A 24693-nucleotide genomic window follows, 5' to 3' on the forward strand; every position below is an offset into this window, starting at 1 on the left:
CTCAGTGCGTGATGTTCTCGCCGCTGGACGCGTCGAAGATCTGGATCTTGCTGGTGTCGACGTAGAGCTCGGCGCGCTGGCCGCTCGCGACCTTGGACTCGGCGCTGAGCCGGGCGTTGACCTGCGTGCCGCCGCCGGTCATGTCCTGACCGGAGTCCTTCGCCAGGTCCTCCAGGTCGGCGTTGTCGGCGCTGTTCCCCTCGACCGAGAAGTACGCGTAGACGTCGGAGCCCATCTGCTCGACGAGGTCGACCGTGACGTCGACCCGGGCGCCGGGGGAGTCCGCGGCCACCAGCGAGGCGTCCTCGAAGTGCTCGGGGCGGATGCCGACGATCACGTCGCGGCTGGCACTGCCCGAGCGCAACGCCTCGCGAGCCGTGTCGGGCACGGGCAGGTCGCCGATCGAGGTCCGCAGTGTGTCGCCCTCGATCGTGGCGGGCAGGAAGTTCATCGACGGGCTGCCGATGAAGCCGGCCACGAACAGGTTGACGGGGTTGTCGTAGAGCTCGGCGGGGGAGCCCACCTGCTGGATCTTCCCGGCGCGCATCACGACCACCCGATCGCCCAAGGTCATGGCCTCGGTCTGGTCGTGGGTCACGTACACGGTGGTGGTGCCGAGGTTCTTCTGGATCCGCGCGACCTGGGTACGCATCTGCACGCGCAGCTTGGCGTCGAGGTTCGACAGCGGCTCGTCCATGAGGAAGGCCTTGGGATTGCGCACGATGGCGCGGCCCATGGCGACGCGCTGGCGCTGGCCGCCGGAGAGGTTGGACGGCTTGCGGTCGAGGTGGGCCTCGAGCTCGAGCATCCGCGCCGCCTCCATCACCTTCTCCTTGATCTCGGCCTTGTCCATCCCGGCGAGCGTCAGCGGGAACGCCATGTTCTCGTAGACCGTCATGTGCGGGTAGAGCGCGTAGGACTGGAACACCATCGCGATGTCGCGGTCCTTCGGCGCCTTGTCGTTGACGACCGTGCCGTCGATCTTGAGCTCGCCGGTGGTGATGTCCTCGAGCCCGGCGATCATGTTCAGCGTGGTCGACTTCCCGCAGCCCGACGGGCCGACGAGGATGATGAACTCGCCGTCGGCGATCGTGAGGTTGAAGTCCTCCACGGCCAGGGCTCCGTCGGGATACCGCTTGTTCACGTGGTCCAGGACGATTTCAGCCATGATGATTCCTTTCAGCCCTTGACGGCGCCGCTGGTGAGGCCGGCAACGATCCGGCGCTGGAAGAACAGGACGAAGATGACGATCGGGATGGTGATGACCACTGCGGCCGCGGCAATCGACTGCGTGGGCTTCTCGAACGTCGTGGCGCCGGTGAAGTAGCTCAACGCCGCCGGCACGGTGCGTGAGCGCTCGCTGGAGGTCAGCGAGATGGCGAACAGGAAGTCGTTCCAGCAGGAGATGAAGACCAGGATCGCGGTGGTGAACACACCCGGCATGGCCAGCGGCGCGATCACCTTGCGGAAGGCCTGGAACGGCGTGGCGCCGTCCATCTTGGCGGCCTTCTCCAGCTCCCAGGGGATCTCCCGGAAGAAGGCGCTCAGGGTGTAGATCGCCAGCGGCAGCGCGAACGTGATGTAGGGGATGATCAGGCCGGCCCACGTGTCGAAGAGGCCGAGGCTGGTCTCGATCTTGAACAACGGCGTGACCAGGGCGATCTGGGGGAACATCGCGATCAGCAGCGAGGCGCCCACGACGAGCCGCTTGCCCGGGAAGTCCAACCGCGCGACCGCGTAGGCGGCCATCGTGCCGACCAGGATCGCGATGAACGTCGAGATCAGGCAGATGCCGATCGAGTTGATCAGCGAACGCGTGAAGTCGTTGTTGTTGAAGATCGCCTCGTAGTGCTCACCGGTGAACTGGCTCGGGAAGAAGCGCCCGTCGTTGAGGGTGGCGTCCGGTTTGAACGACAGCGACAGGATCCAGATGACGGGCACGAAGGCGTAGATCAGGACCAACGCGTTCACGCCCCACCAGATCGCCTTGGTCTTCGGCGTCTCGATCACGGTGCTCATCAGCGCCTCCCCTCATCGGAACCGGGTGCCGCAGCTCCGAAGAGCTTCACGAACGCGAAGGCGATGATCGCGATCGTGATGAAGATCAGCACCGACATCGTGGAGCCGATGCCCAGGTTGAGCCCTCGGATCAGGTTGTTGTAGGCGATGATCGAGACGCTGGAGGTCTCGTTGGCGCCGCTGGTCAGGATGTAGATGTTGTCGAAGACGCGGAAGGCGTCCAGCGTGCGGAACAGCACCGCCACCAGGATCGACGGCTTGATCAGCGGGACGGTGATCTTCCAGAACCGCTGCCACGGGTTGGCGCCGTCCATCGACGCGGCCTTCATCAGGTCCTCGGGCACCAGGGCCAGGCCCGCCATGAGCAGCAGCGCCATGAACGGGATCGTCTTCCAGACCTCGGCCAGCACGATGATCCAGAACGAGCTCCACTGGCCGGTCAGGGGTGCGCTGTCGCCGGCCAGCCAGCCCATGCCCTGACTCCAGGCGAAGCGCCAGCTGAAGGCGGCGACCACGGTGACGATGGCGTAGGGGACCAGAGCCGACGTCCGCACCAGGCCACGTCCGACGATCGTGCGGTGCATGACGATCGCCAGGGCCATGCCCAGGATCAACTCGAAGATCACGCTGACGACGGTCAGCAGCAGGGTGAACCCGAAGGCCCTCCACCAGATGTCGCTGGACAGGACCGTCGCGTAGTTGTCGAACCAGATGAACTTGTTGTCATCTGGTGTGCGCAGGTCGGCCCGGAACAGCGACAGGTAGAAGGCGTAGGCGATGGGGTAGGCGGTGACCGCCAGCATGATGATCACGGCGGGTGCCACGAGCATCAGGCCCAGCCGGCGCTCGGCCTTCTTGCCCTCGCTGTGACGCTGGCGCGCGATCCGCGCTCCCTCGTCCTCACCCTCGGTCTCGGTGACGGCCTCGATGATGCTCATGGCAGGATCCCCTTCCCGTCGATCGCGTCCTGGATCGAGGTCTTGAGCTCCTCGGTCGTCTTCTTCGGGTCGATCGCCGACGGCGGCGACAGTGTCGACGAGATGATCGTCGAGATGTTCTGGTAGACCGGCGAGATCGGTCGCGAACTGGCCGTCTCGAGGGCGTCGAGGAGCACCTGCGCCTGCGGGTACGCCTCCTTGAACTCCGCCTCGTTGAACACCGCCTCGAGCGTGGGCGGCTCACCGGCGGACAGCGCGTGCTGGAGCTGGTGCTTCGGCGAGCGCAGGCACATCGCCGCGTCGTAGCTCTCCTGCTTGTGCTCGCTGTACTCGCTGATCCCGAAGTTCATGCCGCCGACGGTGACCCGGGACGGCTCGCCCGCGATCGTCGAGGGGAAGGTGGCGAAGCCCAGGTCCTGGGCGACGTCCTTGTTGGCCTCGCGCATCGCGGCCAGGACGTACGGCCAGTTGAGGCTGAACGCCGAGTTCTCGTTCTGCAGCTGGGCGAACACCTCCGGCTCCTGGGAGTTCGACAGCGACCGGCTGGCCAGGCCCGACGTGGCCAGTCGCTTCAGCAGCGCCAGCGCCTCGGTGGTCTTGTCGTCGATCGTGACCTTGGTGCTGTCCTCGTTGACGATCGTGCCGCCGTAGGAGGACAGGATCGTGTTGAATCCGACGACCAGGCCCTCGTAGCGGGCGCCCGTGAAGCCGATCTCGTACGGGTCGCCCTCGGCCTTGAGCTTCTCGGCCATGTCGAACATCTCGTCCCACGTGTCCGGCGGGCCGTCGCCGACCTTGTCGACCAAGGACTTGCGGTACCACATCAGCTGGGCGTTGGTGTGCTTCGGGATGCCGTAGACCTTGTCCTTCCAGGTGGCCGTCTCGAGCGGCACCTCGAGGGTGCCCTCGGTGACCTGGGCGGTCTGCTCCTCGTTCAGCGGCACGATCCAGCCGGCCTCGGCGAACTCGGCGGTCCACACGACGTCCATGCCGAGCAGGTCCATGCCCTTGTCCTTGGCGGCGAGGCGCCGGACCAGCTGCTCGCGCTGGCCGTCGGCGTCGCTCGGGACGAGGTTGCCGACGATGCGGTAGGCGCCGTCGGCCTCCTTGTTGCACTCGTCGATGATCTTGTCGAAGCCGGTGGCGGAGGCGCCGCCGAAGAGGTTGATGACGGGCGTTCCGCCGTCGTCACCGCTTCCGCAGGACGCCAGGGCCCCCACGAGCGTGGCAGCGGCGGCCAGGCCGACACTGCGGCGGATGAACTTCGTTCGCCTTGTCACGTGCACCACTCGACCTTCCCCCGAGAGTCCGCGGCGTGCGACCGGTGAAAATGTGACGCCGCTCACATGAACCTAGGGGTGTAGCGGGCGGGCCGCAAGTCCAACGGCCCGTGCGCCGATCAGCCGGGAGCGACCCAGGCCGTGGTGTCGGTGGGGAGACGGTGTCCCTCGAGGGATCCGCTGGCCACCAGCAGCTCGCCGTGCGGCAGGTCGATGGGCGTCGGACCGAAGTTCGTCACGACCAGGACGCGGCGACCACCGTCGGCCACGACCATGAACGCGAGGACGTCGTCACCGAGGTCCTGCCAGTGCAGCTCGCCGTGGCCCAGCCCGTACTTGCGACGCACGGTCAACAGGCGCCGGTAGAGCTCCAGCGTGCTCCCGGCGACGCCCTCCTGGCGGTTCGGGGCCAGGTCACCGTAGACCTCGGGCTGCGGCAGCCAGCTCTCGCCCGTGGGGCTGAAGCCGAACGCGGGCTGGTCGGCGTGCCACGGCACGGGCACGCGGCACCCGTCGCGGCCCACGTCCTCCCCGTTCGTCCGGACGAAGGTCGGGTCCTGGCGCACCTCCGGCGGCAGGGTGGTGGCCTCGGGCAACCCGAGCTCCTCGCCCTGGTAGAGGTACGCCGAGCCGGGCAGCGCGAGCATCACGGTGGTCGCGGCGCGAGCGCGGCGCAGGCCCAGCTCGGGGTCGGGCTGCGGGTGGTCCGGGCCGATGCCGAGCACGCGGGTGGGGCGATCGATGTCGTAGGACAGTCGCGAGGCGTGCCGCGGCACGTCGTGGTTGGACAGCACCCACGTCTGGGGCGCGCCCACGGCCGTCGCCGCCGCCAGCGCGGCGGTGATCGAGTCGCGCTGGTCCTTGGCCCGCCACGGGGTCATCAGGTAGCCGAAGTTGAACGACTGGTGGAGCTCGTCCGGCCGCACGTACTTGGCCAGCGCCTCGTCCGGGACGACCCACGCCTCGGCGACCAGGATGCGGTCGGCGTCCTTGCCCTCCACGCGGTACTCGTCGACCAGCCGGCGCCAGTCGCGGTAGACCTCGTGCACGGCGGGCTTGTCCCACATGGGCTGCAGCGAGGTCGCCTCGTTGGCGATGTCGTAGTCGGTCGGGGCGTCGGGCAGCCCCTCGGCCTTGTGCAGGCCGTGGGCGACGTCGATGCGGAAGCCGTCGACGCCGCGATCGAGCCAGAAGCGCAGGACGGAGCGGAACTCCTCCTGGACCTCGGGGTTGTTCCAGTCGAAGTCCGGCTGCGTCGGGTCGAACAGGTGCAGGTACCACTGGCCGGGCGTTCCGTCGGGGTTGTCCACGCGCGTCCACGCCGGTCCGCCGAACGTGCTCTGCCAGTTGTTGGGCGGCAGCTCGCCGTTCTCGCCCTGACCGTCGCGGAAGATGTAGCGGGCGCGCTCGGGGCTGCCCGGCTCGGACGCCAGCGCGGCCTTGAACCACTCGTGCTCGCTGGAGGAGTGGTTGGGCACGAGGTCGACGATGACGCGCAGTCCCAGCTCATGGGCGCGGGCGACGAGCGCGTCGAAGTCGGCCAGCGTGCCGAAGAGTGGATCCACGTCGCGGTAGTCGGCGACGTCGTAGCCCGCGTCGTTCTGCGGGCTGGTGTAGAACGGCGAGAGCCACACGGCGTCGACGCCGAGCTTGGCCAGGTAGTCCAGGTGGGACGTGATGCCCGGCAGGTCGCCGATGCCGTCGCCGTCGGAGTCGGCCCAGGAGCGGGGATAGACCTGATAGATGACGGCGTCGCGCCACCAGTCGTCGTGGGTGGTGTCGTTGCGATCGACCATGGGAACTCCTTGATCAGCGCGCGGGATAGATTGACCTCATGACACAGCGCACGCTTGTTCTCATCAAACCCGATGCTGTGGCTCGCGGCTTGGTGGGGGCGGTGACCACGAGGTACGAGCGCAAGGGTCTGCGCATCGTTGCGATGCAGCTGCGGACGATCGACGGTGCGATGGCCGACGCTCACTACGCGGACCACGTCGAGCAGCCCTGGTACCCGCCGCTGCGCGAGTTCGCGACGTCCGGCCCCCTGGTGGCGCTCGTGCTCGAGGGAGACCACGCGATCGAGGTCGTTCGGGGGATCAACGGCGCCACGGACGGCCGCAAGGCCGCTCCGGGGACCATCCGGGGCGACTTCTCGCTGTCCAACCGCGAGAACCTCGTCCACGCCTCCGACTCCGAGGAGTCCGCCGCGCGCGAGATCGCGCTCTGGTTCCCGGAGGCCTGACGTCGTGGGCGGGCCGATCCTGATCCAGGCCTGCATCAACGGCGCGCTCCCGCCCGCAGCGCACCCGGCTCTGCCGGTCACGCCGGCGCGGATCGCCCAGGACGTCGCGGCGGTCGTCTCGGCCGGTGCCGACGCCGTGCACCTGCACGCGAAGGGTGACGACGGACTCGACACCCTCGACCCGGACACGGTCGACGCGGCCATCACCGCCGTGCGGGTGGCGGTTCCCGCACTTCCCGTCAGCGTCACCACCGGGGCGTGGGCGCTGCCCGACCCGGTGGCCCGCCTCGAGGCGATCTCCGCCTGGAGCGTGCTGCCGGACGTCGCGTCGGTCAACTGGCACGAGCCCGGCTCGGTCGCGATCGTCGAGGCGCTGTTCGAGCGCGACGTCGGCGTCGAGGCCGGACTGTGGACGATGGACGACGTGCGCGCGTGGGCCGACTCGCCGGTGCGCGACTCGGTCAGCCGGGTGCTGCTCGAGCTGCCGGACCGTCTCGAGCCCGGCCAGGCCGTCGCCCTCGCGGACGCGATGATCGCCCACGTGCGCAAGGTCTCGGTGGACGTGCCGATCCTGTTGCACGGCGAGGGCGCCTCGGCCTGGCCCGCGCTGCGCCACGCGCTGGTCCTGGGTCTCGAGACCCGGATCGGTCTGGAGGACACCCTGCTGCTGCCCGACGGCTCACCGGCGGCCGACAACGCTGCCCTGGTGGGGGCGGCCCGCGAACTGGTCGACCGCCTCGCCTGAGCGGACGTCAGTCCAGGAACTCGCCGTCGAGCCAGCCGACGCGGCGCTCCAACCACCGTCGCAACAGGTCGACCTCGTTCTGCCAGCCCTCGCGGGGCTCGACCGCCGGATCGTCGTTGGCGTAGACGTGGCTCGTCGGGTCGTTGTCGAACTCGCTCGCCGTCACCGGCAGACCCGGGCCGTCGACATCGGGCGAGCTGAAGTTGTCGGCGGCATCGTCGGCGATGACGGCGGCGCGGTCGTCGATGAAGTCGCCCATCGTGGCCAGGCTGTCCGAGACCTCGGTCCAGCGGTCGGCGACCCGGGCGGCGAACCACGGATCGGACATCAGGACGTTGAAGTAGTGACCCCGGCGTTGGTTCCACAGCTGAGTGGGGGAGAAGGCCTCGCGCCATCTCGGGTCGTCGCTGATCGAGTACCAGGACCGCTGCAGCCACCAGCCCTTCGGATGCTCGAGACGCCACGAGCCGTTCGCCCGGTTGCCCTGCGAGGCGTCGAAGGCCCACGGGGCGCCCATCGCGACGGTGTCGTCCCCGCGCAGGACCAGGTGGACGTCGTCGTCGAACGGGCTGCCGATGTTCTTGGTCAGCTCGTTCAGGAGGTACCAGTCGACGAAGGAGGCGACGTCGATGCGGTCGCGGTAGCCGTTGGTCGGGAAGTCCCGGGCGTAGAGCAGGTCCTCGACCTGCTGGAACCGCACCGCCGCGTCCGAGGCGTCGCCGGCCTCGTTGTCCGGCAGGTAGAGCTGCAGGCCGCGATCGGTCCGGAAGCGCGGGTGGTCGAGGTCGCGGCTGTCCGCCAGCAGCGCGATGTCGTCGTCCTCGAGCTCGGCGCGCCCGTCCTGCACCGTGGGGCTCTCGCCGAACGAGTACAGGCCGCACGGGGTGCCGTTGACCTCCAGCCAGGCCGGCACGAGCCGCGGGACCCAGTCGAAGCCGAGCCGGCGGGCGATCTCCATCGCGCTGGCGGTGCGCAGCAGCGACCGGTCGGAGAAGTGGTCCAGCAGCACCCAGTCGCGCGAGGCGGGGAGGCCCAGGACGGAGGCGGGCTCAGCCAGCTCGACGGTGTACGGCCGCTTCAGGCCCTGCCACGGGTTGGCCGTCTGCGGGACCGACACCTCCGCGTCGAGCTCCTGCTTCGGGTCGGCGGGTCCTCGGACGGTCATCTCGACCGAGGTCGGGTCTTCGGTGCTCGTGATGAGCTCGCGGCAGGGCGCGGCGGGCTCCTCCGCGAGGTCGTCGACGGGCACCTCGAGCCGGACCGTCGCGACGCCGTCGATCTTCACGGGAGGCTGGCGTTCCGAGGGGGAGGCGGCGCCCGGCTCGGCGTCGCTCTTCGGCGCCGCGTCGACGTTGACCACGATCAGGAGGGCGAGCAGGGCCAGGGCCAGCAGAGCGGCCACGGCCACCCCGATCACGCGTGTCCGGCTCATGGTCGAACCCTACGTCGGGCGATGCGCGCGCACTGCGGGAACGCCGCTCTTCGCGAGATGGACCGCCGACAAACGGCAACTACGGGTTACCGACCGGTACGGTGTCGAGCGTGAAGCGATGGATGCCGTGGGCCTGGGCCCTGATCGTCGGGGTGCTCTACAGCCTGGTCTCCCTGTTGTCGTGGCGACGGCTGACCGTGAACTCGTGGGACAACGCGATCTTCGAGCAGGCCGTCAAGGCGTACTCGCGGTTCGACGCGCCGATCGTGCCGGTGAAGGGGCCCGGGTACAACATCCTGGGCGACCACTTCTCGCCGATCGACGCGCTGCTGGCCCCGGCGTACTGGGTCTTCCCGTACGGACAGACCCTGTTGGTCGCCCAAGGGGCGCTGATCGCGCTGTCCGTCGTGCCGATCACCCGCCTGGCCGTGGACCGCCTCGGCGTACGGGTCGGCTGGACGATCGCGCTCATGTACGGCCTGGCCTTCGGGTTCGGCAACGCGGTGGTGGCCGACTTCCACGAGGTCGCGTTCGCGGTGCCGATCCTGGCGATGGCCGGCGTCGCGTTCGTCGAGCAGCGCTGGTCCGCCGTGGTCTGGTGGTCGTTGCCGCTGCTGCTGGTCAAGGAGGACATGGGCGTCACCGTCGCGGCCGTCGGCGTGGCGCTGTGGCTCGCCGGCGAGCGGCGCCGAGGCCTGCTGCTGGCGGTGGGCGGGGCGATCGCCCTCGTGCTCGTGGTCTGGGTGATCATCCCGGCCTTCAACACCGGCGGCGGTTACGACTACACCAGCAACCTCGGCGGGGACGTGGGGATGTGGGAGACCCTGACGACGCAGGCCGACCGCAAACTGCTCACCCTGCTGCTGACCTTCGGCGTCACGGGCTTCGCGGCCCTGTGGTCGCCGTGGGCCGTCGTGGCGGCGCCCACGTTCCTGTGGCGCTTCCTCGGCGACGTCGAGTACTACTGGGGCACCGAGTGGCACTACTCGATCGTCATCATGCCGATCGTGTTCGTGGCGATGATCGACGCGATCGGGAAGCGGCGCTGGCTCGAGTGGCCCGGCGTCGTGCTGGGTGCTGCGGTCGGCGGCTACCTGCTGGCCGGCGGTCCGGTCGTGAAGCTGCTCGAGCCCGAGACCTGGGACGCCGCGCCGCGCCGCGAGGCCCTGCAGGAGGCGATCGACACGATCCCCGAGGACGCCGTGGTCGAGACCGACATCTCGGTGCTGAAATACCTCACCGGCAGCCACGACGACGTCTACTGGATCGGCACGATCGGCGACGTGGTGCCGGACTACATCATCTTCGACCGCAATCTGACCCAGACCGATCCGATCCAGCACGGCGCCGAGCACGGCGCGGCCTACGAGGTCGTGTTCGACCGTGACAACTACGTGGTCGCCGAGCGCGTCGACGACTGACGAGAAAGACGCCGCCCGCTCCCCGGAGGGAGCGAGCGGCGTCTCGTGGCGTCTCGTCAGGGGTGCGTCATGCTCATGACGTCGAGTGCCTGGTCGAGGTCGGCCTCGCTGATGTCGCCGCGCTCGACGTAGCCCTCCTCGATGACGACCTGGCGGATCGTCTTGCGCTCCTTGACCGACTTCTTGGCGATCGCGGCCGCGTTCTCGTAGCCGATGTGGCGGTTGAGCGGCGTCACGACGGACGGGCTCGACTCGGCCAGCTCGCGGCAGCGGTCGACGTCGGCGGTGATGCCGTCGATGCAGCGGTCGGCCAGCGTCGTCGAGGCGTTCGCCAGCAGGCGCATCGACTCGAGGATGTTGCGGCCGATGACCGGCAGCATGACGTTGAGCTCGAACGAGCCGGAGGCGCCGGCGAAGGCGATCGCGGCGTCGTTGCCGATGACCTGGGCGCACACCATGAGCGTCGCCTCGGGCAGGACCGGGTTGACCTTGCCGGGCATGATGCTCGAGCCGGGCTGCAGGTCGGGCAGGTGGATCTCGCCCAGGCCCGTGCGGGGGCCCGAGCCCATCCAGCGCAGGTCGTTGTTGATCTTGACCAGGCTGACGGCGATGGTGCGCAGCTGGCCCGACATCTCGACCAGGCCGTCGCGGGCGCCCTGCGCCTCGAAGTGGTCGCGCGCCTCGGTCAGCGGCAGGCCCGTGCGCTCGGCGAGGATCTCGATGACGCGCTGGGGGAAGCCCTTCGGCGTGTTGATGCCCGTGCCGACGGCGGTGCCGCCCAGGGGGACCTCGGCCGTGCGCGGCAGCGACGCCTCGATGCGCTCGATGCCGCGGCGGATCTGCGCCGCGTAGCCGTTGAACTCCTGGCCCAGGGTGACGGGCGTGGCGTCCATGAGGTGCGTGCGGCCGGACTTCACGACGTCGGCGAACTCGGCGCCCTTGGCCTCGAGGCTCTTCGCGAGGTGGTCCAGGGCCGGGATCAGCGTGTTGAGGGCCGAGTCCGTGGCGGCGACGTGGATCGAGGTCGGGAACACGTCGTTGCTGGACTGCGAGGCGTTGACGTGGTCGTTCGGGTGCACCTCGATGCCCGAGTTCCGGGTGGCGAGGGTCGCGATGACCTCGTTCGTGTTCATGTTGCTCGACGTGCCGGAGCCCGTCTGGAACACGTCGATGGGGAAGTGGCCGTCGTGACCGCCGGAGGCGACCTCGTCAGCGGCGGCGACGATCGCGTCGGCCATGTCCTGGTCGAGGATGCCCAGCTCGGCGTTCGCGGTCGCGCAGGCCGCCTTGATCTGCGCCAGCGCGCGGATCTGGGAGGACTCGATCGGCGTGCCGGAGATCGGGAAGTTCTCGACGGCGCGCTGGGTCTGGGCCCGGTAGAGGGCGTCGGCGGGGACCTTGACCTCGCCCATGGTGTCGCGCTCGATGCGCCATTCCTTGTTGTTCTCGGTCATGCCTCGCACCCTAGTGGGCGCGGCGCGGATCGTCCGTTTCGGGTCGAGGCGCGCGCGTGTGTGAGGGGTCAGCGGGCGCGCTCGGCGTTCGCGACGATCGCGTCGACGAACGTGCCGTACAGCTGCGCGGGGAGATCGTGGCCCATGCCGGCGATCTCGAGCAGCGCGGCACCGGGGATCGCCGCGGCGGTGGCGCGACCGCCGGAGCGGTGCACCAGCAGGTCCTGGGAGCCGTGGATCACCTGGGTGGGCACCGAGACGGCGCGGAGCCGCTCGGTGCGATCGCTCTGGGTCAGGACCGCCAGCATGTGGCGCGAGACGCCGCTGGCGATCCAACCGCGGTCGTAGGTCTCGAGGGCGCGGGCGTGGGCGACGTCGTCGGGAGTGGGGAAGGCCGGCGACGCCATGACCTTGCCGTTGCGGACCGAGGTCTCGGCGAACTCGGGGCGGGTACGACCAGCCGGGGCCAGCATCGTGCGGATCACGAGCGGATGGATCCAGCCCGCCGTGCGCCGGCCCGTGGTGGACATGATGGAGGTCAGGGAGCGCACCCGGGACGGATGCTCGACGGCCATCGTCTGGGCGATCATCCCGCCCATCGACACGCCGACGACGTGGGCGGCGTCGATGCCCAGGTGGTCCAGGAGGCCGACGGCGTCGTCGGCCAGGTCGTCGATCCCGTACGGCGCCGTGCCGCGGCCGAGGAACGCCTTGACGACGTCGGTGCGCGACACCTGGTGGTGCCGCAGCTTCGTCGAGCGCCCGGTGTCGCGGTTGTCGTAACGGATGACGTGGAACCCGCGTCCGGCCAGCAGCCGGCAGAACTCCTCGGGCCACCACGTCATCGGGCCGCCGAGTCCCATGATCAGCAGGACGGGCTGATCCTGCGGGTCACCGAAGGTCTGGTGGCACAGGTCCAGGCCGCTGGGCAGGTGCGCGAAGAGCTCGCCGGAGACGGCGATGTCCTCCTCGCGTGCCTGCCCGGCGTCCATCGGATCAGTGCTCGTAGTCGATGGTGGAGAACGCCGCGAGCTTGTGCAGCTGGTGCTCGCTGCGGATCGTGCGGATCGTGCCCGAGCGCGAGCGCATGACGATCGACTCCGTCGTGGCGCTGCCGGCGCCGTAGCGGACGCCGCGCATGAGGTTGCCCGTCGTGATGCCGGTGGCCACGAAGAAGCAGTCGTCGCCGGTGACGAGGTCCTCGGTGTGCAGGATCCGGTCGAGGTCGTGGCCGGCGTCGATGGCGCGCTGACGCTCGTCGTCGTCGACGGGCGTGAGGCGGGCCTGGATGACGCCGCCGAGGCATTTCATGGCGACGGCGGTGATGATGCCCTCGGGCGTGCCGCCGATGCCCAGCAGCAGGTCGACGCCGGAGCCGGGGCGGGCCGCGGTGATGCCGCCGGCCACGTCGCCGTCCTGGATGAACTTGATGCGGGCGCCGGTCTGGCGGATCTCCTGGACCAGCGCGTCGTGGCGCGGTCGGTCGAGCACGCACACGGTGACGTCCTCGACGTCCAGGCCCTTGGCCTTGGCGACGATCGAGATGTTCTCGGCGGCAGGCAGCCGGATGTCGACCTTGTCGGCGGCCTCGGGGCCGGTGATGAGCTTCTCCATGTAGTAGACCGCGGACGGGTCGTACATCGAGCCGCGCGGCGAGACCGCCATGACCGAGATCGCGTTGGGCAGGCTCTTGGCCGTCAGCGTCGTCCCGTCGATCGGGTCGACGGCCACGTCGCACTCCGGTCCGGTGCCGTCGCCGACGTTCTCGCCGTTGTAGAGCATCGGGGCGTCGTCCTTCTCGCCCTCGCCGATCACGACGACACCGTTCATCGCGACGGTGTTGATCATCGAGCGCATGGCGTTGACGGCGACGCCGTCCGCACCGTTCTTGTCGCCTCGTCCGACCCAGCGGCCGGCGGCCATGGCGCCGGCTTCGGTCACGCGGACGAGGTCCAGGGCGAGGTTGCGGTCGGGGGCGGCCTCGGCGGGCTTCAGGTGGTCCACGCGGTCATCCTACTGGTAGCGCCGGTTACGCTGGCTGATGCGACCAGACGGTCTCACACCTCACGAACAGGAGCACGATGAGCGGCTACTCCCGGGGCGTTCCCGCGATGGGCGACGTGCTGCGCTCGGTGCTCGTGCTGGGTGCGGTCGTCGTCGGGCTGTTCCTCTTCGGCCGGTTGCTGACGGTGACCCCCGACAACCCCACCTCCGAGGTCGATTGGCGCACCGCCGCCTCCGGCGTCGAGAGCCGGGCGGGCTTCGTCCCGCTGGTGCCCGCCGAGGTGCCCGACCGGTGGCGGGTGACGCGCGCCGAGCTGATCGACGACCGGTGGCAGCTGAACGTGATCACCGAGAAGGACAAGTACGTCGGCCTGAGCCAGCGCCGCGGGGATGCCAAGGCGCTGAGCGCGCTGGTCGAGGACCGCGCCCCCGGTGCGAAGCCGGCCGGCGACGTGCGGATCGACGGACAGTCCTGGCAGGTGGGCACCGGGCCGAAGGGCGCGGTGACACTGTCCCGGCTCGTCGGCGGTGACGCCGTCGTGGTCACCGGCAACGCCGGTCAGTCCGTGATCGAGGACTACGTGGCGTCGTTGGAGCCCTTCTCGTCCTGAGCCCCGTCCAGCCGGGCGCGCGCGCCGTCGAGCCAGCGCTGGCACGCCTCGGCAAGGGCCTCGCCGCGCTCCCACAGGGCCAGTGACTCCTCGAGCGTGGTGCCGCCGGTCTCGAGTCGCTGCACGATCGTGACCAGCTCGTCGCGGGCCTGCTCGTAGGTCAGCTCGGAGGGGTCCGGCTGGGTCGGCTCACTCATGTGGGTGCTCCTGCAGTTCGGTGACGCGGACGGTGGCCCGTCCGTCGGTCAGGTGGAGGACGAGCTCGTCGCCGGCGGCGAGCGGCTCGATGGAGGTCACGGCATGCCCGGCGGGGTCGAGTGCCACGGCGTATCCCCGGCGCATGGTGGCCAGCGGTGACAGGGCGCGGACGCGGGCCAGGTGATGGCCGATCTCGTCGTGCGCGCGGTCGAGGCGGCTGCCCATGGCTCGGCGGGCACGCTCGCGCTGGGCCAGGACGAGGTCCTGCTGGGAGTCGACGAACGCCGACGGTGAGCGCAGGACCGGGCGGCTGCGCAGGGCGGCCAGACCGGCCAGCTCTCGGTGGACCTGGGCCGCGACGGCCTGGCGGGCCCGTTCGCGGGCGGCGGCGAGTCCGGCCAGCTCGTCGCCGACGTGCGGCACCACGCGCTTGGCCGCGTCGGTGGGGGTGGAGGCGCGCAGGTCCGCGACGAGGTCGAGCAGGGGCACGTCCGGCTCGTGGCCGATCGCACTGACGACCGGCGTGGTGGCGGCGTAGACGGCCCGCACGAGGGCCTCGTCGGAGAACGGCAGCAGGTCTTCGAGGGCACCGCCGCCGCGCGCGATGACGATCACGTCCACGTGAGCCGCGGCGTCCAGCTCGCGCAGGGCCGCGATGACCGCGGTGGCGGACTGCGATCCCTGCATCAGGGCGTGGCGCACCTCGAGGGTGGCTCCGGGCCAGCGGTCGCGGACGTTCTGGATCACGTCGCGCTCGGCCGCCGAGCCCTTGCCGGTGACCAGGCCGATCGCGGTCGGCAGGACCGGCAGCGGCCGCTTCCAGCGCGCCTCGAACAGTCCTTCGGCGGCCAGCAGCTGGCGGCGGCGCTCGAGCTGGGCCAGCAGCTCGCCCTCGCCGGTGGGACGGATCTCGAGCAGTTTCAGCGAGAGCCGGCCGTTGGGGGAGTAGAACTCGGGCTTGGCGTGGACGATGACGCGCGTGCCGTCGGTGATGGGGCTGGCACTGGACTCGACCACGGCGCGGAAGGCGATGGCGCTGATGCTCATGGTGGCGGCCAGGTCGCGCAGCGTGAGGTAGTAGGTGTTGCCGCTGAGCTTCGGCTGGACGACCTCGGCCTCGACCCAGACCGCGCCGAGCTTGCCGATCCACCCCTGCAGAGCGAGCGAGATGCTGCGCAGCGGCGCGGGGGAGTCCGCGCTCGTCTCGAGGGCCATGGGGCCCACCCTATGAGTCCGGTGTGACGGTGTGCCCGGGGCTCGGCCCGGTCGGTACGCTGGGGGCCATGTCCACACAGGTCGAACTCGGCATGCCCGCAACCTCGGGCCAGGTCCTCCTGGCCGACCCGCGCGGATACTGCGCGGGAGTCGACCGCGCGGTCATCACCGTGGAGAAGGCGCTCGACCTGTACGGGGCTCCCGTCTACGTGCGCAAGCAGATCGTCCACAACAAGCACGTCGTGAACGATCTGGCCGCCCGAGGCGCGATCTTCGTCGAGGAGCTCGACGAGGTCCCGCCGGGCGCGACCGTCGTCTTCAGCGCCCACGGCGTGTCCCCGGCCGTGCACGCGCAGGCCGCCGAGCGCAGCCTCAAGACGATCGACGCCACCTGCCCGCTGGTCACCAAGGTGCACCACGAGGCGCGCCGCTTCGCCCAGGAGGACTACCGCATCCTGTTGATCGGCCATGCCGGTCACGAGGAGGTCGAGGGCACCGCGGGTGAGGCTCCCGAGCACATCACCTTGGTCGAGCACCCCGACGACGTCGCGGCGCTGGAGTTCCCCGAGGGCACCCGGCTCAGCTGGCTGAGCCAGACCACCCTCAGCGTCGACGAGACGATGGAGACGGTCCGCCGTCTGCGCGAGAAGTTCCCGCAGTTGGAGGATCCGCCCAGCGACGACATCTGCTACGCCACCCAGAACCGTCAGGTCGCCGTCAAGGAGATCGCGAAGGACGCCGATCTGGTGATCGTGGTCGGCTCGGCGAACTCGTCGAACTCGGTTCGGCTGGTCGAGGTCGCCCTCGAGGCCGGCGCCAAGGCGTCGTACCGGATCGACGACATCAGCGAGATCGACGACGCGTGGCTCGAGGGCGTCAGCACCGTGGGCGTGACCTCCGGTGCCTCGGTCCCCGACGACCTCGTCCAGGAGGTGCTGGTCTACCTCGGCGAGCGCGGCATCGGCAACGCCAAGGCGATCCGCACGGCGGACGAGTCGCTCATCTTCGCCCTGCCGCCCGAGCTGCGCCGCGACATCAAGGCCGCTTCACAGGCTTGACCACCAGGCCGGTGCCGCCGCCACGACGCTGCGGCTCGGCCGCGGCCGTCATGAGTCCGCGCCGGTCCACCTCGATGGTGGCCGCCGCGCCGATCTCGGCGGCCGACGTGAACGTGTCGCCCGAGGGCACGAGCGTCTGGCCGAACGGCGCCAGGATGGACTGGTAGCGCTCGATGAAGGCCGGCTCCGCGGGCGTGTTCGCGGCGTTGCGCTGTGAGGCGCGCGGTGCGGCCACCGCCTGGGGCAGCGTCATCCCGAGATCGATCCGGTTGATGAGGATCTGCAGCACCGTCGTGATGATGGTGGCGCCGCCGGGCGAGCCCAGGACGAGGCGGACCTTGCCCTTATCGGTGACGATCGTCGGCGACATCGACGAGCGCGGGCGCTTGCCCGGCTCGATGCGGTTCGGGTCGGCCGGGTCGTACACGGCGGTGAAGTCGGTCAGCTCGTTGTTGAGCAGGAAGCCGCGTCCCGGCACCGTGATGCCCGAGCCGCCGGTCTGCTCGATCGTGAGCGTGTAGGCCACGGCGTTGCCCCAGCGGTCGACGACCGACAGGTGCGTGGTGGACACGTTCTCGGTGTCCGGCTTCTCCGCCTTCGCCGCGGTCGCACAGCCGGCGCCGTCGAGCGCGCCGGGCGCGACGGGGCGGATGGACGCCTGCGCCGGGTCGATCGTGCAGTCACGCGAGTTCGCGAACCGCTGGCTCAGCAGGGTCTGGGTCGGGACATCGACGAATGCCGGATCGCCGACGTAGGCGTTGCGGTCGGCGAACGCGCGGGCGGACGCCTCGAGGTACAGGTGCAGGCTCTGGCCGAGACGGGCTCCGCCGCCGAGGCGGTGGTTCTCGAGGATGTTGAGCGCCTCGCCCACGGTGGTGCCGCCGGACGAGCCGGGCGCCATGCCGTAGACGTCCAGTCCGCGGTAGCGGACGTGGGTGGGCTTCTGCAGTCGCACCGAGTAGTTCTTGAGGTCCCGCGTGGTCATCGTGCCGGGCGGCACGGGCAGGGTGGTGGCCGGATCCTTCGGGGGGTTCTGGACGGTCTGCGCGATCTCGTCGGCCAGGCGACCGGTGTAGAACGCCTTCGGACCCCTGACGGCGATCAGGGCGTAGGTGCGCGCGAGGTCGGGATTACGGAAGCGCGATCCCACCTGCGGGGCGTCACCGTTCGGCAGGAAGAGCCGGGAGCTCTCGGGGAACGCCGCGAAGCGCTTGGCGTTGTCGAGGGTCTGGTTGCGGAAGGTCTGGTCCACGGTGAAGCCCTGAGCGGCGAGCGAGATCGCGGGCACCAGGTTGCGGGCCAGGGAGCGCTTGCCGAAGCGGCGGGAGGCCTCGTTCCAGGTGGCGACGGTGCCGGGGACGCCGACCGAGACGCCGGAGGTGACCAGTTCGGGCGTGAATCGGTACGGCTGGCCCGTGGCCGGGTCGATGAACGAGTCGGGCTTGATCCCCGCGGGGGCGGTCTCGCGGCCGTCGATCGTGGTGACCTTGCCGGTGCGGCCGTCGCGGAAGACGAAGTACCCGCCGCCGCCGACTCCGGCGCTGTAGGGCTCGGTGACGCCGAGGGCCGCGGCGGTGGCCACGGCAGCGTCGGCCGCGTTGCCGCCGGCCTTGAGGACCGCGAGCCCGGCACGGCTGGCGTCCGCGTCGACGGAGCTGACCGCGCCTCCGTAGCCGTACGAGGTCGGCGTGGCCTGGGCGGCAGGGCGCGGTTTCGCGCTTCGCGCCTCGGCGGGCGACTGCAGGGCCACCGCACCGGCGGCCAGGGTCAGGGCCGACAGGGCGGCGACGGAGCGGCGGATCAGCATGGATTTCCCCCCGGAGATCGACGTCCTGTCACGGTAGGGCGCCCTGCGCGGGTCGGCAACCAGGCGGCGGTCCGGTGGCGCGAGGGCGGATCTTCGCTAGCGTGCAGATCGGCCGACGATGGAGGACGTCATGAACGCCCACAAGACCCTGCTGTTCACCACGGTGACGTCCGCAGTACTGGCGGTGGCGATCGTTCTCCTCTACCCGGTGCTGATCGAGCCCGGGGACGACTTCGAGGCCGGCCTGCTGTTCTTCCTGCTGCTCGTCCCGGGTCTCGGTGCCGGGGTGCCGATCATCTTCAGCGCCGTGGTGCACGCCCGGTACGGGCGGACTGACCGCTGGGTGCCGGGGGCGGCGTCGGTCGCGGTCGTCGTCGCCGTGCTCGTGCTCCTGGGCAAGGACGGCAGTCCGGGGAACCTGCTGCCCACGGGCGCGATCGTGATCGCGATGTTCGTGGGGGCGTCACTGCTCGCGAACTGGGCAGGTCGCCGGTTCGTGCCGACCGAGGGCGGGGAGGTCAGCGGCGGACGGTGAGGATCCGGCCCACGATCACGGCGATCGCGATGGCATGACCGACCAACAGCGGGACGCCGTGGGCGATCGTGGCCGAGAGGGTGCGGCCGAAGACGCCCGTTCCCTCGGGCATTCCGCTGATGACGATGGCATCGGGTGCCAGCGTCGCCACGACGAGCAGCGCGCCCACCAGCAGGACCGGCGGCATGATGCCGGCGGTGAACATCCCGCGCTCCTGCACCGCGGTGGCCGCGCTGATCACGACGAGGACGAAGGCGACGGAGAACGCCAGGCCGAGTCGGCCGTCGAGGAGGTCCAACGCGGTGACGGTGGCGAGGCCCAGAACGGAGCACACCACTGCGGCTCGCGGCGTCAGGTCGTACCTGGCGGCCGCGGCCGGGGTCCTGGCCAGGGCGATGACGGCGCCGGCTGCCGGCGAACTCATGGTCATGACGTTAGTTCATCGAGCAGCTCTGGCGCCGTCATGACGCGGGGTGTCGCCTCGATCACACGCGGGTGGAACGGCGGCTCGTCGTCGACCTTCAGATCGTGCAGGCGCCGTGCGCTGACCAAGAGTCGCGACTCGACCGACGCGACGGTGTCGTTGTAGGAGCGAACGGCCCGCTCGAGGGAGGACCCGAGCTTGTCGACGTGACCGGCCACGGTGCCGAGGCGCTCGTAGAGCTCGCGTGCCGCGCGGTGGATCTCGCGGGCGTTCTCGGCGACGGACTCCTGGGTCCACGCCAGGGCGACGGTACGCAGCAGCGCGACGAGGGTGGTGGGCGATGCGAGGACGACCTGGCGCTCGGCGGCGTGCTCCAGCAGGCCGGCGTCGGCCTCGAGCGCGGCCGAGAGGAACGACTCGCCGGGGACGAACAGGACGACGAACTGCGGGGCCGACTCGAACTGGCGCCAGTAGGACTTCGCGGCCAGCTGGTCGACGTGGCTGCGCAGCTGACGGGCGTGACGGTCGAGGTGGGCCTCGCGCGCCTCGGGCTCGTCCGTGGCGGTGGCGTCGAGGAACGCGTCCAGCGGCACCTTCGAGTCGACGACGATGTGACGGTCGCCCACGAGGCGCACGACCATGTCGGGGCGCAGGCGGCCGCCGTCGGTGGCGACCTGGAGGTCGAAGTCGCAGTGCTCGACCATGCCGGCGAGCTCGGCGGTGCGCCGCAGGTGCAGCTCGCCCCAGCGGCCGCGGACCTCGGGTCGGCGCAGCGCCGTGGCCAGGGACGCGGTCTCGCGGCGCAGCGCCTCGCCGGTGACGCGGACGGACTCGACCTGCTCGCGCAGCTGCGCGTGCCACTCGATCCGGCTGGCCTCGAGGTCGCGCAGGCGCGAGTCGAAGCGGTCGAGGCTCTCGCGCACGGGCTCGACCGCCCGCGCGGTGGCGGCGCTGGCGACGTCCACGTCCTGGGCGGAGGCGGGACGGTCGCGGGCACCCAGGACGTAGCCGAGGACTCCGGCCAGGGCGGCGACGAGCAACAGGGCGAACAGCACGGTCAGGCTGGGGAAGGTGGCCATGCGGCCATGGTGTCGGCGCGCACCGACAGTTCTGGCAGTTGACGGCACCGCACGGTGGACAGGCAGCGGCGCCGAGCGGAACCATCGAGGGACCGGCACGTCCAGGAGGCACCATGGCGAAGATGACACTCCGGCTCAGCACGACCTTGGAGTCCCGCGGCCCCGCGGCCGCGGTGATCCTCACGGACGAGCAGGTGGAGGCCCTCGGCGCCGGCCGGGCGTTCCCGGTGCGGGTCACGATCGGCGACGCGTCCCAGCCGGCCCGGCTGGCCCGGATGGGGGACGAGAACCTCATCGGCCTCAGCAAGGCCAAGCGTGAGGCCCTGGGCGTGCAGATCGGCGAGGAGGTGGACGTGCGGATCGAGCTCGACGAGGCGCCGCGCGAGGCGGAGGTCCCCGATGCCCTGGCTCAGGGGCTCGCGGCCGCGGGGCTGCGCGACGTCTTCGACGCACTGGCCCCCTCGCGTCGCAGGGAGCATGCGCGTGCCGTGACCGAGGCGAAGAAGGACGACACGCGCGAGCGCCGGGTCCAGAAGGTCCTCGACGCCCTGCGCGGGTCGTGAGCGCTCAGCCCTGCGAGAGGTCCGCGACCTCGTAGTTCCACAGTTCGCTATGGCTCGAGACCGGCTTCGGCGCCTCGCCGCCGGAGCGTTCGGACTCGGAGCGGTGGCCGTGGCCGAAGGCGGGGGAGTTGAGCCAGGCCTGGAACGACTCCTCGTCGCGCCAGCGGGTGACGACGAGCCACTGCTCGCGGTCGTCGGTGGGCTTGAGCAGCTCGAAGCCCTCGAAGCCGTCCTGGCCGTCGACGGCTCCGGCGCGCTTGGCGAAGCGGTGGGCCAGCTCGTCGCCGGCGTCCTTGGGCACGGTGATGGCGTTGATCTTGATGACAGTCACAGTCCCCAGTGTCCCACTGCGGCACCATCGAGCACGATCACCGCGTCCTCGTCGTCGGCCTGCAGGACCCGCCCGGGCACCGAGGCCACCTGCTCGGTCGACAGCAGGGTCACGAAGACGCCCTCGGAGCTGAGCCACTCGGTCATCGGCGCGGCGACGGCACGGACCTGATCGAGTCCGCCGGGTCCGCCGTCGACGGTGTGCCGGGGCTCGTGGGCGCGGAAGTCGGGATGGATGCGCTCGACCCGGTCGGTGGGGACGTGGGGCAGGTAGCCGACCGCCAGGTCCACGCGACCCCGCAGCGTGGTGGGCAGTGCGGTCCACCAGGACCCGTGGTGGGCCCTGAACCCGAAGCGCCGGCCATTGGCCCGGGCGACCACGACCGAGGCGGGGTCGATGTCGACGGCGTGGATCTCGGCGCCGGGCAGGTGGGACGCGAGGGCCGCGGCGAGGGCGCCGCACCCGCATCCGAGGTCGACGACCACGCGCGCGTCGGGCCGGTGGGCGACGGCGGCCGAGGCGAGCACCTCGGCGCGACGACGTGGCACGAAGACCCCGTCCGCGACGGCGACGGCCAGCCCGGCGAACTCGGCCACGCCCACGGCGTGCTCGAGCGGCATGCCTCCGGCGCGGGCCTCGACGGCGCGCTCGATGTCGCCCGGGTGGTGCAGGTGGCGGCGGACGAAGGCCGCCTCGGCCTCCGCGAACACGCATCCGGCAGCACGGAGCCGGGCGACGATCGGGTCGCTGTGCACGACTCGATCATCGCCCGGCTCGATCATCGTGCCCCCGTCAGGGCAGCAGCCACAGCGAGCTGCAGTTCGAGCGCACCGACTTGCCCGCGAGCCGATCGGCGAGCCAGTCGTGGCTCGGCACCAGGCGGGTGATCATCGGGGTGAGGTGGTTGAGTGCCGTGCCGCCGGTGCCGATCGGCTGGATGACCGGGACGTAGGTGACGTTGACGCCCTGGGCGCACCAGTCCTTGGCCAGTTGCTTGGCCTGGGCGTGGTCGACGATGTCGTCCTTCGTGCCGGTGAGCACCTGGACGGGGATCGACGGCTTGAGCGTGCCGATGCGCTGGGCGTCGACGGGAGCGCGCAGGGCCGGATCGTTCTTGACCGTGTCGTAGAGCGACTTGCCGTTGGTGGTCCACTTCGAGGTCTTCTGGAAGCCGTACGACAGCAGCGTGCTGCCGATGCACTGCGTCTTGACCTTCTCGAGCGCCTCCTTGCCGGCGGGGGTGGCCAGCTCGTCGAGGGCGCCCTGCAGCTCGGGGTGGTACGGCGTGATGCCGTTGATCGCGTAGGCGATGACACCCGTCAGGTCGGTGCCGTCGGCCGACTTGAGCACCTCGACGAGGTTCGCCGGGGGAGCGCCCGCGAAGGCGCCCTTGAGGTTCAGCTCGGGGGCGTAGGTCGGAGCCAGCTCGGCGGCCGATCCGGCGGCGCCGCCGCCCTGGGAGTAGCCGTACAGGCCGACCGGCGACGCGGCGGTGACCGACGTGTTGGGCAGCTTCAGGGCGGCGCGGGCGGCATCGAGCAGGGCGTGGCCCATGTCGAGGCGGTTCGTGTAGGTGTGGACGCGATCGGTGGTGCCCAGGCCGATGTAGTCGGTCAGGACGACGGCCATGCCGCGGTTCAGGAAGTCGTGGATGCTCGGGATCTCGTAGCCGATGCCCAGCTCGTTGCCCTGGACGTTGAGGAACGTCTCGAGGGACTTCGACGGGGCGCACGCGTCGCCCTGGCCCTGGGTGCCGGCGGCGACGGCGACGAGCGGGCGGGGGCCCTTGCCGGTCCACTTCTTCGTCGGCTCGATGTAGGCGCCGGTGACGGCGGCGGGAGCGCCGGCTTCGTCGGTGGAGGTGTAGAGCAGGCGGGTCGCGGTGCCCGGCATGTAGAGGCCCTTGAGGGTGAGCGCGAGCTTCATCGGCTCGCTGCGCACGAGGGTGCCGTTGCCCGCGGGCAGATCGGCCGGCGGATCGTAGAAGCCCTCGGACGGCGCAGCGGTCGCCGAGGGGGCGTTGGCCAGGCCCAGGGCGAGTGCCGCGGCAGCCGCCACGGCGAAGGTCTTGACGGTACGCAACATGGCGACTCCCAGGATGAGTGTGAGGTGGATCACGCGAAATGTATCACGGAGTTACACCTGTCAGATATGGCCCCAGCGGTCCCTTCGGTTCTCGGCAGTAGGCTGGTTCCTCGTGGCCCTCACCATCGGAATCGTCGGACTTCCCAATGCCGGCAAGTCGACCCTGTTCAACGCCCTGACCAAGAACGACGTGCTCGCCGCGAACTACCCGTTCGCGACGATCGAGCCGAACGTCGGCGTGGTCGGTGTGCCCGATCCGCGACTGGAGAAGCTGGCCGAGATCTTCGGCTCCGAGCGGATCCTGCCCGCCACCGTCGAGTTCGTGGACATCGCCGGCATCGTGCGCGGCGCGTCCGAGGGCGAGGGGATGGGCAACAAGTTCCTGTCCCACATCCGCGACTCCGACGCGATCTGCCAGGTCACCCGCGTGTTCCGCGACGAGGACGTCACGCACGTCGACGGCGAGGTCAACCCGAAGAGCGACATCGAGACGATCTCGATCGAGCTGATCCTGGCCGACCTGCAGACCGTCGAGAAGGCGCTGCCGCGACTGGACAAGGAGTCGCGCAAGGACAAGTCCCTCGTGCCGCAGTTCGAGGAGGCCAAGAAGGCCAAGGAGGCGCTCGAGAACGGCACCGGCGTGCTCAACGCCGGACTCGACCTCGAGGCGCTGCGTGACCTGCACCTGCTGACCGCCAAGCGGTTCCTCTACGTGTTCAACTGCGACACTGAGGAGCTGTCCGACGAGGACCTCAAGGCCAAGATGCGCGAGCTCGTCGCCCCGGCCGAGGCCGTCTTCCTCGACGCCAAGAGCGAGGCCGAGCTGGTCGAGCTCGGCGACGACGAAGAGGCCGAGCAGATGCGCGCCGAGATGCTCGCCGAGCTGGGCATCGACGAGCCCGGTCTGGACCAGCTGGCCCGCGTCGGCTTCTCGACCCTCGGCCTGCAGACCTACCTGACCGCCGGGCCCAAGGAGTCGCGCGCCTGGACGATCAAGAAGGGCGCCACCGCCCCCGAGGCCGCCGGCGTCATCCACACCGACTTCCAGAAGGGCTTCATCAAGGCCGAGATCGTGTCGTTCGACGACCTGGTCGCCGCCGGCTCGATGAACGAGGCCAAGGCCGCCGGCAAGGTCCGCATGGAGGGCAAGGACTACGTCATGGCCGACGGCGACGTGGTGGAGTTCCGCTTCAACGTCTAGAACCTCTGGCAGCCGCCCCTCGGCTGATGACGGAGCTTGATGCCCGCAGAC

Annotated in this window: 25 protein-coding genes; 8 read left to right on the top strand and 17 right to left on the bottom strand. The window is 70.3% G+C overall.

The annotated features are described in order from the left end of the window. Position 1: 1 nt before the first annotated feature. The 5 genes from H9L21_RS03705 to H9L21_RS03725 all read right to left on the bottom strand — a co-directional run bounded on the left by H9L21_RS03705 (position 2) and on the right by H9L21_RS03725 (position 6033). Entirely contained in the window at positions 2-1168 is a 1167-nt protein-coding gene (locus H9L21_RS03705; RefSeq protein WP_154595634.1) for an ABC transporter ATP-binding protein, read from the bottom strand. Positions 1169-1179: 11 nt separating this feature from the next. Next, a complete protein-coding gene (locus tag H9L21_RS03710) occupies positions 1180-2019 on the bottom strand; it encodes a carbohydrate ABC transporter permease (protein ID WP_154595633.1) in 840 nt (279 codons plus the stop codon). Further along, positions 2019-2957 carry a carbohydrate ABC transporter permease gene (locus tag H9L21_RS03715; RefSeq protein WP_154595632.1) on the bottom strand — a complete coding sequence of 313 codons (939 nt, stop codon included), beginning with the start codon at positions 2955-2957 and terminating at the stop codon, positions 2019-2021. The genes H9L21_RS03710 and H9L21_RS03715 overlap by 1 nt, the downstream gene beginning before the upstream one ends. Further along, entirely contained in the window at positions 2954-4237 is a 1284-nt protein-coding gene (locus H9L21_RS03720; RefSeq protein WP_222865846.1) for an ABC transporter substrate-binding protein, read from the bottom strand. The genes H9L21_RS03715 and H9L21_RS03720 overlap by 4 nt, the downstream gene beginning before the upstream one ends. Positions 4238-4356: 119 nt before the next feature. After that, entirely contained in the window at positions 4357-6033 is a 1677-nt protein-coding gene (locus tag H9L21_RS03725; RefSeq protein ID WP_154595631.1) for a glycoside hydrolase family 13 protein, read from the bottom strand. Positions 6034-6071: 38 nt separating this feature from the next. Here H9L21_RS03725 and ndk point away from each other — a divergent pair, with 38 nt between their 5' ends. Together ndk and H9L21_RS03735 are read left to right on the top strand one after the other, a co-directional pair. Beyond that, positions 6072-6479 carry a nucleoside-diphosphate kinase gene (gene ndk, locus H9L21_RS03730; RefSeq protein ID WP_154595630.1) on the top strand — a complete coding sequence of 136 codons (408 nt, stop codon included), beginning with the start codon at positions 6072-6074 and terminating at the stop codon, positions 6477-6479. A 4-nt stretch (positions 6480-6483) separates the two neighbouring features. Then, positions 6484-7224 (top strand): 3-keto-5-aminohexanoate cleavage protein, encoded by a 741-nt coding sequence (locus H9L21_RS03735; RefSeq protein ID WP_187411767.1) that lies wholly within the window; start codon positions 6484-6486, stop codon positions 7222-7224. 7 nt (positions 7225-7231) lie between these two features. Here the strand turns inward: H9L21_RS03735 and H9L21_RS03740 are convergent, their stop codons facing one another. Then, the gene (locus H9L21_RS03740; RefSeq protein ID WP_154595629.1) at positions 7232-8656 is read right to left on the bottom strand and encodes a CotH kinase family protein; all 1425 of its coding nucleotides are present in this window, start codon (positions 8654-8656) and stop codon (positions 7232-7234) included. A 110-nt stretch (positions 8657-8766) separates the two neighbouring features. Between H9L21_RS03740 and H9L21_RS03745 the strand changes: the two genes are divergently transcribed. Further along, complete coding sequence (locus H9L21_RS03745) at positions 8767-10077, top strand: DUF2079 domain-containing protein (protein WP_154595628.1); 1311 nt, start codon at positions 8767-8769, stop codon at positions 10075-10077. A gap of 56 nt (positions 10078-10133) precedes the next feature. Here the strand turns inward: H9L21_RS03745 and H9L21_RS03750 are convergent, their stop codons facing one another. The 3 genes from H9L21_RS03750 to glpX all read right to left on the bottom strand — a co-directional run bounded on the left by H9L21_RS03750 (position 10134) and on the right by glpX (position 13535). Beyond that, positions 10134-11531 carry a class II fumarate hydratase gene (locus H9L21_RS03750; RefSeq protein ID WP_154595627.1) on the bottom strand — a complete coding sequence of 466 codons (1398 nt, stop codon included), beginning with the start codon at positions 11529-11531 and terminating at the stop codon, positions 10134-10136. A gap of 68 nt (positions 11532-11599) precedes the next feature. After that, positions 11600-12523 (bottom strand): alpha/beta fold hydrolase, encoded by a 924-nt coding sequence (locus H9L21_RS03755; protein ID WP_154595626.1) that lies wholly within the window; start codon positions 12521-12523, stop codon positions 11600-11602. A 4-nt stretch (positions 12524-12527) separates the two neighbouring features. Continuing rightward, positions 12528-13535: a class II fructose-bisphosphatase gene (gene glpX / locus H9L21_RS03760; protein ID WP_187411768.1), complete on the bottom strand. Its 1008-nt coding sequence runs from the start codon at positions 13533-13535 to the stop codon at positions 12528-12530. 77 nt (positions 13536-13612) lie between these two features. On the opposite strand from glpX, the gene H9L21_RS03765 reads away from it, so the two are divergent. Then, positions 13613-14146: a DUF4245 family protein gene (locus H9L21_RS03765; protein ID WP_154595625.1), complete on the top strand. Its 534-nt coding sequence runs from the start codon at positions 13613-13615 to the stop codon at positions 14144-14146. On the opposite strand, the gene H9L21_RS03770 is transcribed toward H9L21_RS03765, so the two are convergent. Together H9L21_RS03770 and xseA are read right to left on the bottom strand one after the other, a co-directional pair. Then, entirely contained in the window at positions 14113-14343 is a 231-nt protein-coding gene (locus H9L21_RS03770; RefSeq protein ID WP_154595624.1) for an exodeoxyribonuclease VII small subunit, read from the bottom strand. The two genes, H9L21_RS03765 and H9L21_RS03770, sit on opposite strands and share 34 nt — an antisense overlap. Beyond that, the gene (xseA, locus tag H9L21_RS03775; protein ID WP_154595623.1) at positions 14336-15559 is read right to left on the bottom strand and encodes an exodeoxyribonuclease VII large subunit; all 1224 of its coding nucleotides are present in this window, start codon (positions 15557-15559) and stop codon (positions 14336-14338) included. The genes H9L21_RS03770 and xseA overlap by 8 nt, the downstream gene beginning before the upstream one ends. Before the next feature lie 68 nt (positions 15560-15627). Here xseA and H9L21_RS03780 point away from each other — a divergent pair, with 68 nt between their 5' ends. Then, positions 15628-16617, top strand: a complete 990-nt coding sequence (locus tag H9L21_RS03780) for a 4-hydroxy-3-methylbut-2-enyl diphosphate reductase (protein ID WP_154595622.1) — start codon at positions 15628-15630, stop codon at positions 16615-16617. Here H9L21_RS03780 and ggt read toward each other — a convergent pair. Next, positions 16595-18424 (bottom strand): gamma-glutamyltransferase, encoded by a 1830-nt coding sequence (gene ggt / locus H9L21_RS03785; protein ID WP_154595621.1) that lies wholly within the window; start codon positions 18422-18424, stop codon positions 16595-16597. The genes H9L21_RS03780 and ggt overlap by 23 nt on opposite strands. A 130-nt stretch (positions 18425-18554) precedes the next feature. Here ggt and H9L21_RS03790 point away from each other — a divergent pair, with 130 nt between their 5' ends. Beyond that, positions 18555-18959, top strand: a complete 405-nt coding sequence (locus H9L21_RS03790) for a hypothetical protein (RefSeq protein ID WP_154595620.1) — start codon at positions 18555-18557, stop codon at positions 18957-18959. On the opposite strand, the gene H9L21_RS03795 is transcribed toward H9L21_RS03790, so the two are convergent. Both H9L21_RS03795 and H9L21_RS03800 read right to left on the bottom strand, forming a co-directional pair. Next, positions 18943-19383, bottom strand: a complete 441-nt coding sequence (locus H9L21_RS03795; RefSeq protein ID WP_154595619.1) for a DUF6542 domain-containing protein — start codon at positions 19381-19383, stop codon at positions 18943-18945. The genes H9L21_RS03790 and H9L21_RS03795 overlap by 17 nt on opposite strands. Positions 19384-19385: 2 nt before the next feature. Further along, positions 19386-20462: a DNA recombination protein RmuC gene (locus tag H9L21_RS03800; protein ID WP_154595618.1), complete on the bottom strand. Its 1077-nt coding sequence runs from the start codon at positions 20460-20462 to the stop codon at positions 19386-19388. A gap of 113 nt (positions 20463-20575) precedes the next feature. Here H9L21_RS03800 and H9L21_RS03805 point away from each other — a divergent pair, with 113 nt between their 5' ends. Then, positions 20576-21025 (top strand): YdeI/OmpD-associated family protein, encoded by a 450-nt coding sequence (locus H9L21_RS03805; protein ID WP_154595617.1) that lies wholly within the window; start codon positions 20576-20578, stop codon positions 21023-21025. Between the two features lie 4 nt (positions 21026-21029). Here the strand turns inward: H9L21_RS03805 and H9L21_RS03810 are convergent, their stop codons facing one another. The 3 genes from H9L21_RS03810 to H9L21_RS03820 are packed head-to-tail and all read right to left on the bottom strand — an operon-like array spanning position 21030 to position 23441. Then, positions 21030-21356, bottom strand: coding sequence for an antibiotic biosynthesis monooxygenase family protein (locus tag H9L21_RS03810; protein ID WP_187411769.1), 327 nt, complete (start codon positions 21354-21356; stop codon positions 21030-21032). Further along, positions 21353-22111 carry a methyltransferase domain-containing protein gene (locus H9L21_RS03815; protein WP_154595616.1) on the bottom strand — a complete coding sequence of 253 codons (759 nt, stop codon included), beginning with the start codon at positions 22109-22111 and terminating at the stop codon, positions 21353-21355. The genes H9L21_RS03810 and H9L21_RS03815 overlap by 4 nt, the downstream gene beginning before the upstream one ends. 37 nt (positions 22112-22148) lie before the next feature. Beyond that, positions 22149-23441: a lipase family protein gene (locus H9L21_RS03820; RefSeq protein WP_154595615.1), complete on the bottom strand. Its 1293-nt coding sequence runs from the start codon at positions 23439-23441 to the stop codon at positions 22149-22151. A gap of 112 nt (positions 23442-23553) precedes the next feature. Between H9L21_RS03820 and ychF the strand changes: the two genes are divergently transcribed. Continuing rightward, positions 23554-24642: a redox-regulated ATPase YchF gene (gene ychF / locus H9L21_RS03825; protein ID WP_187411770.1), complete on the top strand. Its 1089-nt coding sequence runs from the start codon at positions 23554-23556 to the stop codon at positions 24640-24642. The last annotated feature ends 51 nt before the right edge of the window (positions 24643-24693 follow it).

This window comes from Aeromicrobium senzhongii, assembly GCF_014334735.1.
Taxonomy (GTDB): domain Bacteria; phylum Actinomycetota; class Actinomycetes; order Propionibacteriales; family Nocardioidaceae; genus Aeromicrobium; species Aeromicrobium senzhongii.

Coding starts and splice junctions, on each gene's coding strand:
- H9L21_RS03755 (WP_154595626.1), bottom strand. CDS start 12,523: ATGGACGCCGGGCAGGCACGCGAGGAGGACATCGCCGTCTCCGGCGAG.
- H9L21_RS03715 (WP_154595632.1), bottom strand. CDS start 2,957: ATGAGCATCATCGAGGCCGTCACCGAGACCGAGGGTGAGGACGAGGGA.
- H9L21_RS03725 (WP_154595631.1), bottom strand. CDS start 6,033: ATGGTCGATCGCAACGACACCACCCACGACGACTGGTGGCGCGACGCC.
- H9L21_RS03805 (WP_154595617.1), top strand. CDS start 20,576: ATGGCGAAGATGACACTCCGGCTCAGCACGACCTTGGAGTCCCGCGGC.
- H9L21_RS03780 (WP_154595622.1), top strand. CDS start 15,628: ATGTCCACACAGGTCGAACTCGGCATGCCCGCAACCTCGGGCCAGGTC.
- H9L21_RS03800 (WP_154595618.1), bottom strand. CDS start 20,462: ATGGCCACCTTCCCCAGCCTGACCGTGCTGTTCGCCCTGTTGCTCGTC.
- xseA (WP_154595623.1), bottom strand. CDS start 15,559: ATGGCCCTCGAGACGAGCGCGGACTCCCCCGCGCCGCTGCGCAGCATC.
- H9L21_RS03750 (WP_154595627.1), bottom strand. CDS start 11,531: ATGACCGAGAACAACAAGGAATGGCGCATCGAGCGCGACACCATGGGC.
- H9L21_RS03770 (WP_154595624.1), bottom strand. CDS start 14,343: ATGAGTGAGCCGACCCAGCCGGACCCCTCCGAGCTGACCTACGAGCAG.
- H9L21_RS03765 (WP_154595625.1), top strand. CDS start 13,613: ATGAGCGGCTACTCCCGGGGCGTTCCCGCGATGGGCGACGTGCTGCGC.
- H9L21_RS03795 (WP_154595619.1), bottom strand. CDS start 19,383: ATGAGTTCGCCGGCAGCCGGCGCCGTCATCGCCCTGGCCAGGACCCCG.
- H9L21_RS03820 (WP_154595615.1), bottom strand. CDS start 23,441: ATGTTGCGTACCGTCAAGACCTTCGCCGTGGCGGCTGCCGCGGCACTC.
- H9L21_RS03740 (WP_154595629.1), bottom strand. CDS start 8,656: ATGAGCCGGACACGCGTGATCGGGGTGGCCGTGGCCGCTCTGCTGGCC.
- H9L21_RS03705 (WP_154595634.1), bottom strand. CDS start 1,168: ATGGCTGAAATCGTCCTGGACCACGTGAACAAGCGGTATCCCGACGGA.
- H9L21_RS03710 (WP_154595633.1), bottom strand. CDS start 2,019: ATGAGCACCGTGATCGAGACGCCGAAGACCAAGGCGATCTGGTGGGGC.
- ndk (WP_154595630.1), top strand. CDS start 6,072: ATGACACAGCGCACGCTTGTTCTCATCAAACCCGATGCTGTGGCTCGC.
- H9L21_RS03790 (WP_154595620.1), top strand. CDS start 18,555: ATGAACGCCCACAAGACCCTGCTGTTCACCACGGTGACGTCCGCAGTA.
- ggt (WP_154595621.1), bottom strand. CDS start 18,424: ATGCTGATCCGCCGCTCCGTCGCCGCCCTGTCGGCCCTGACCCTGGCC.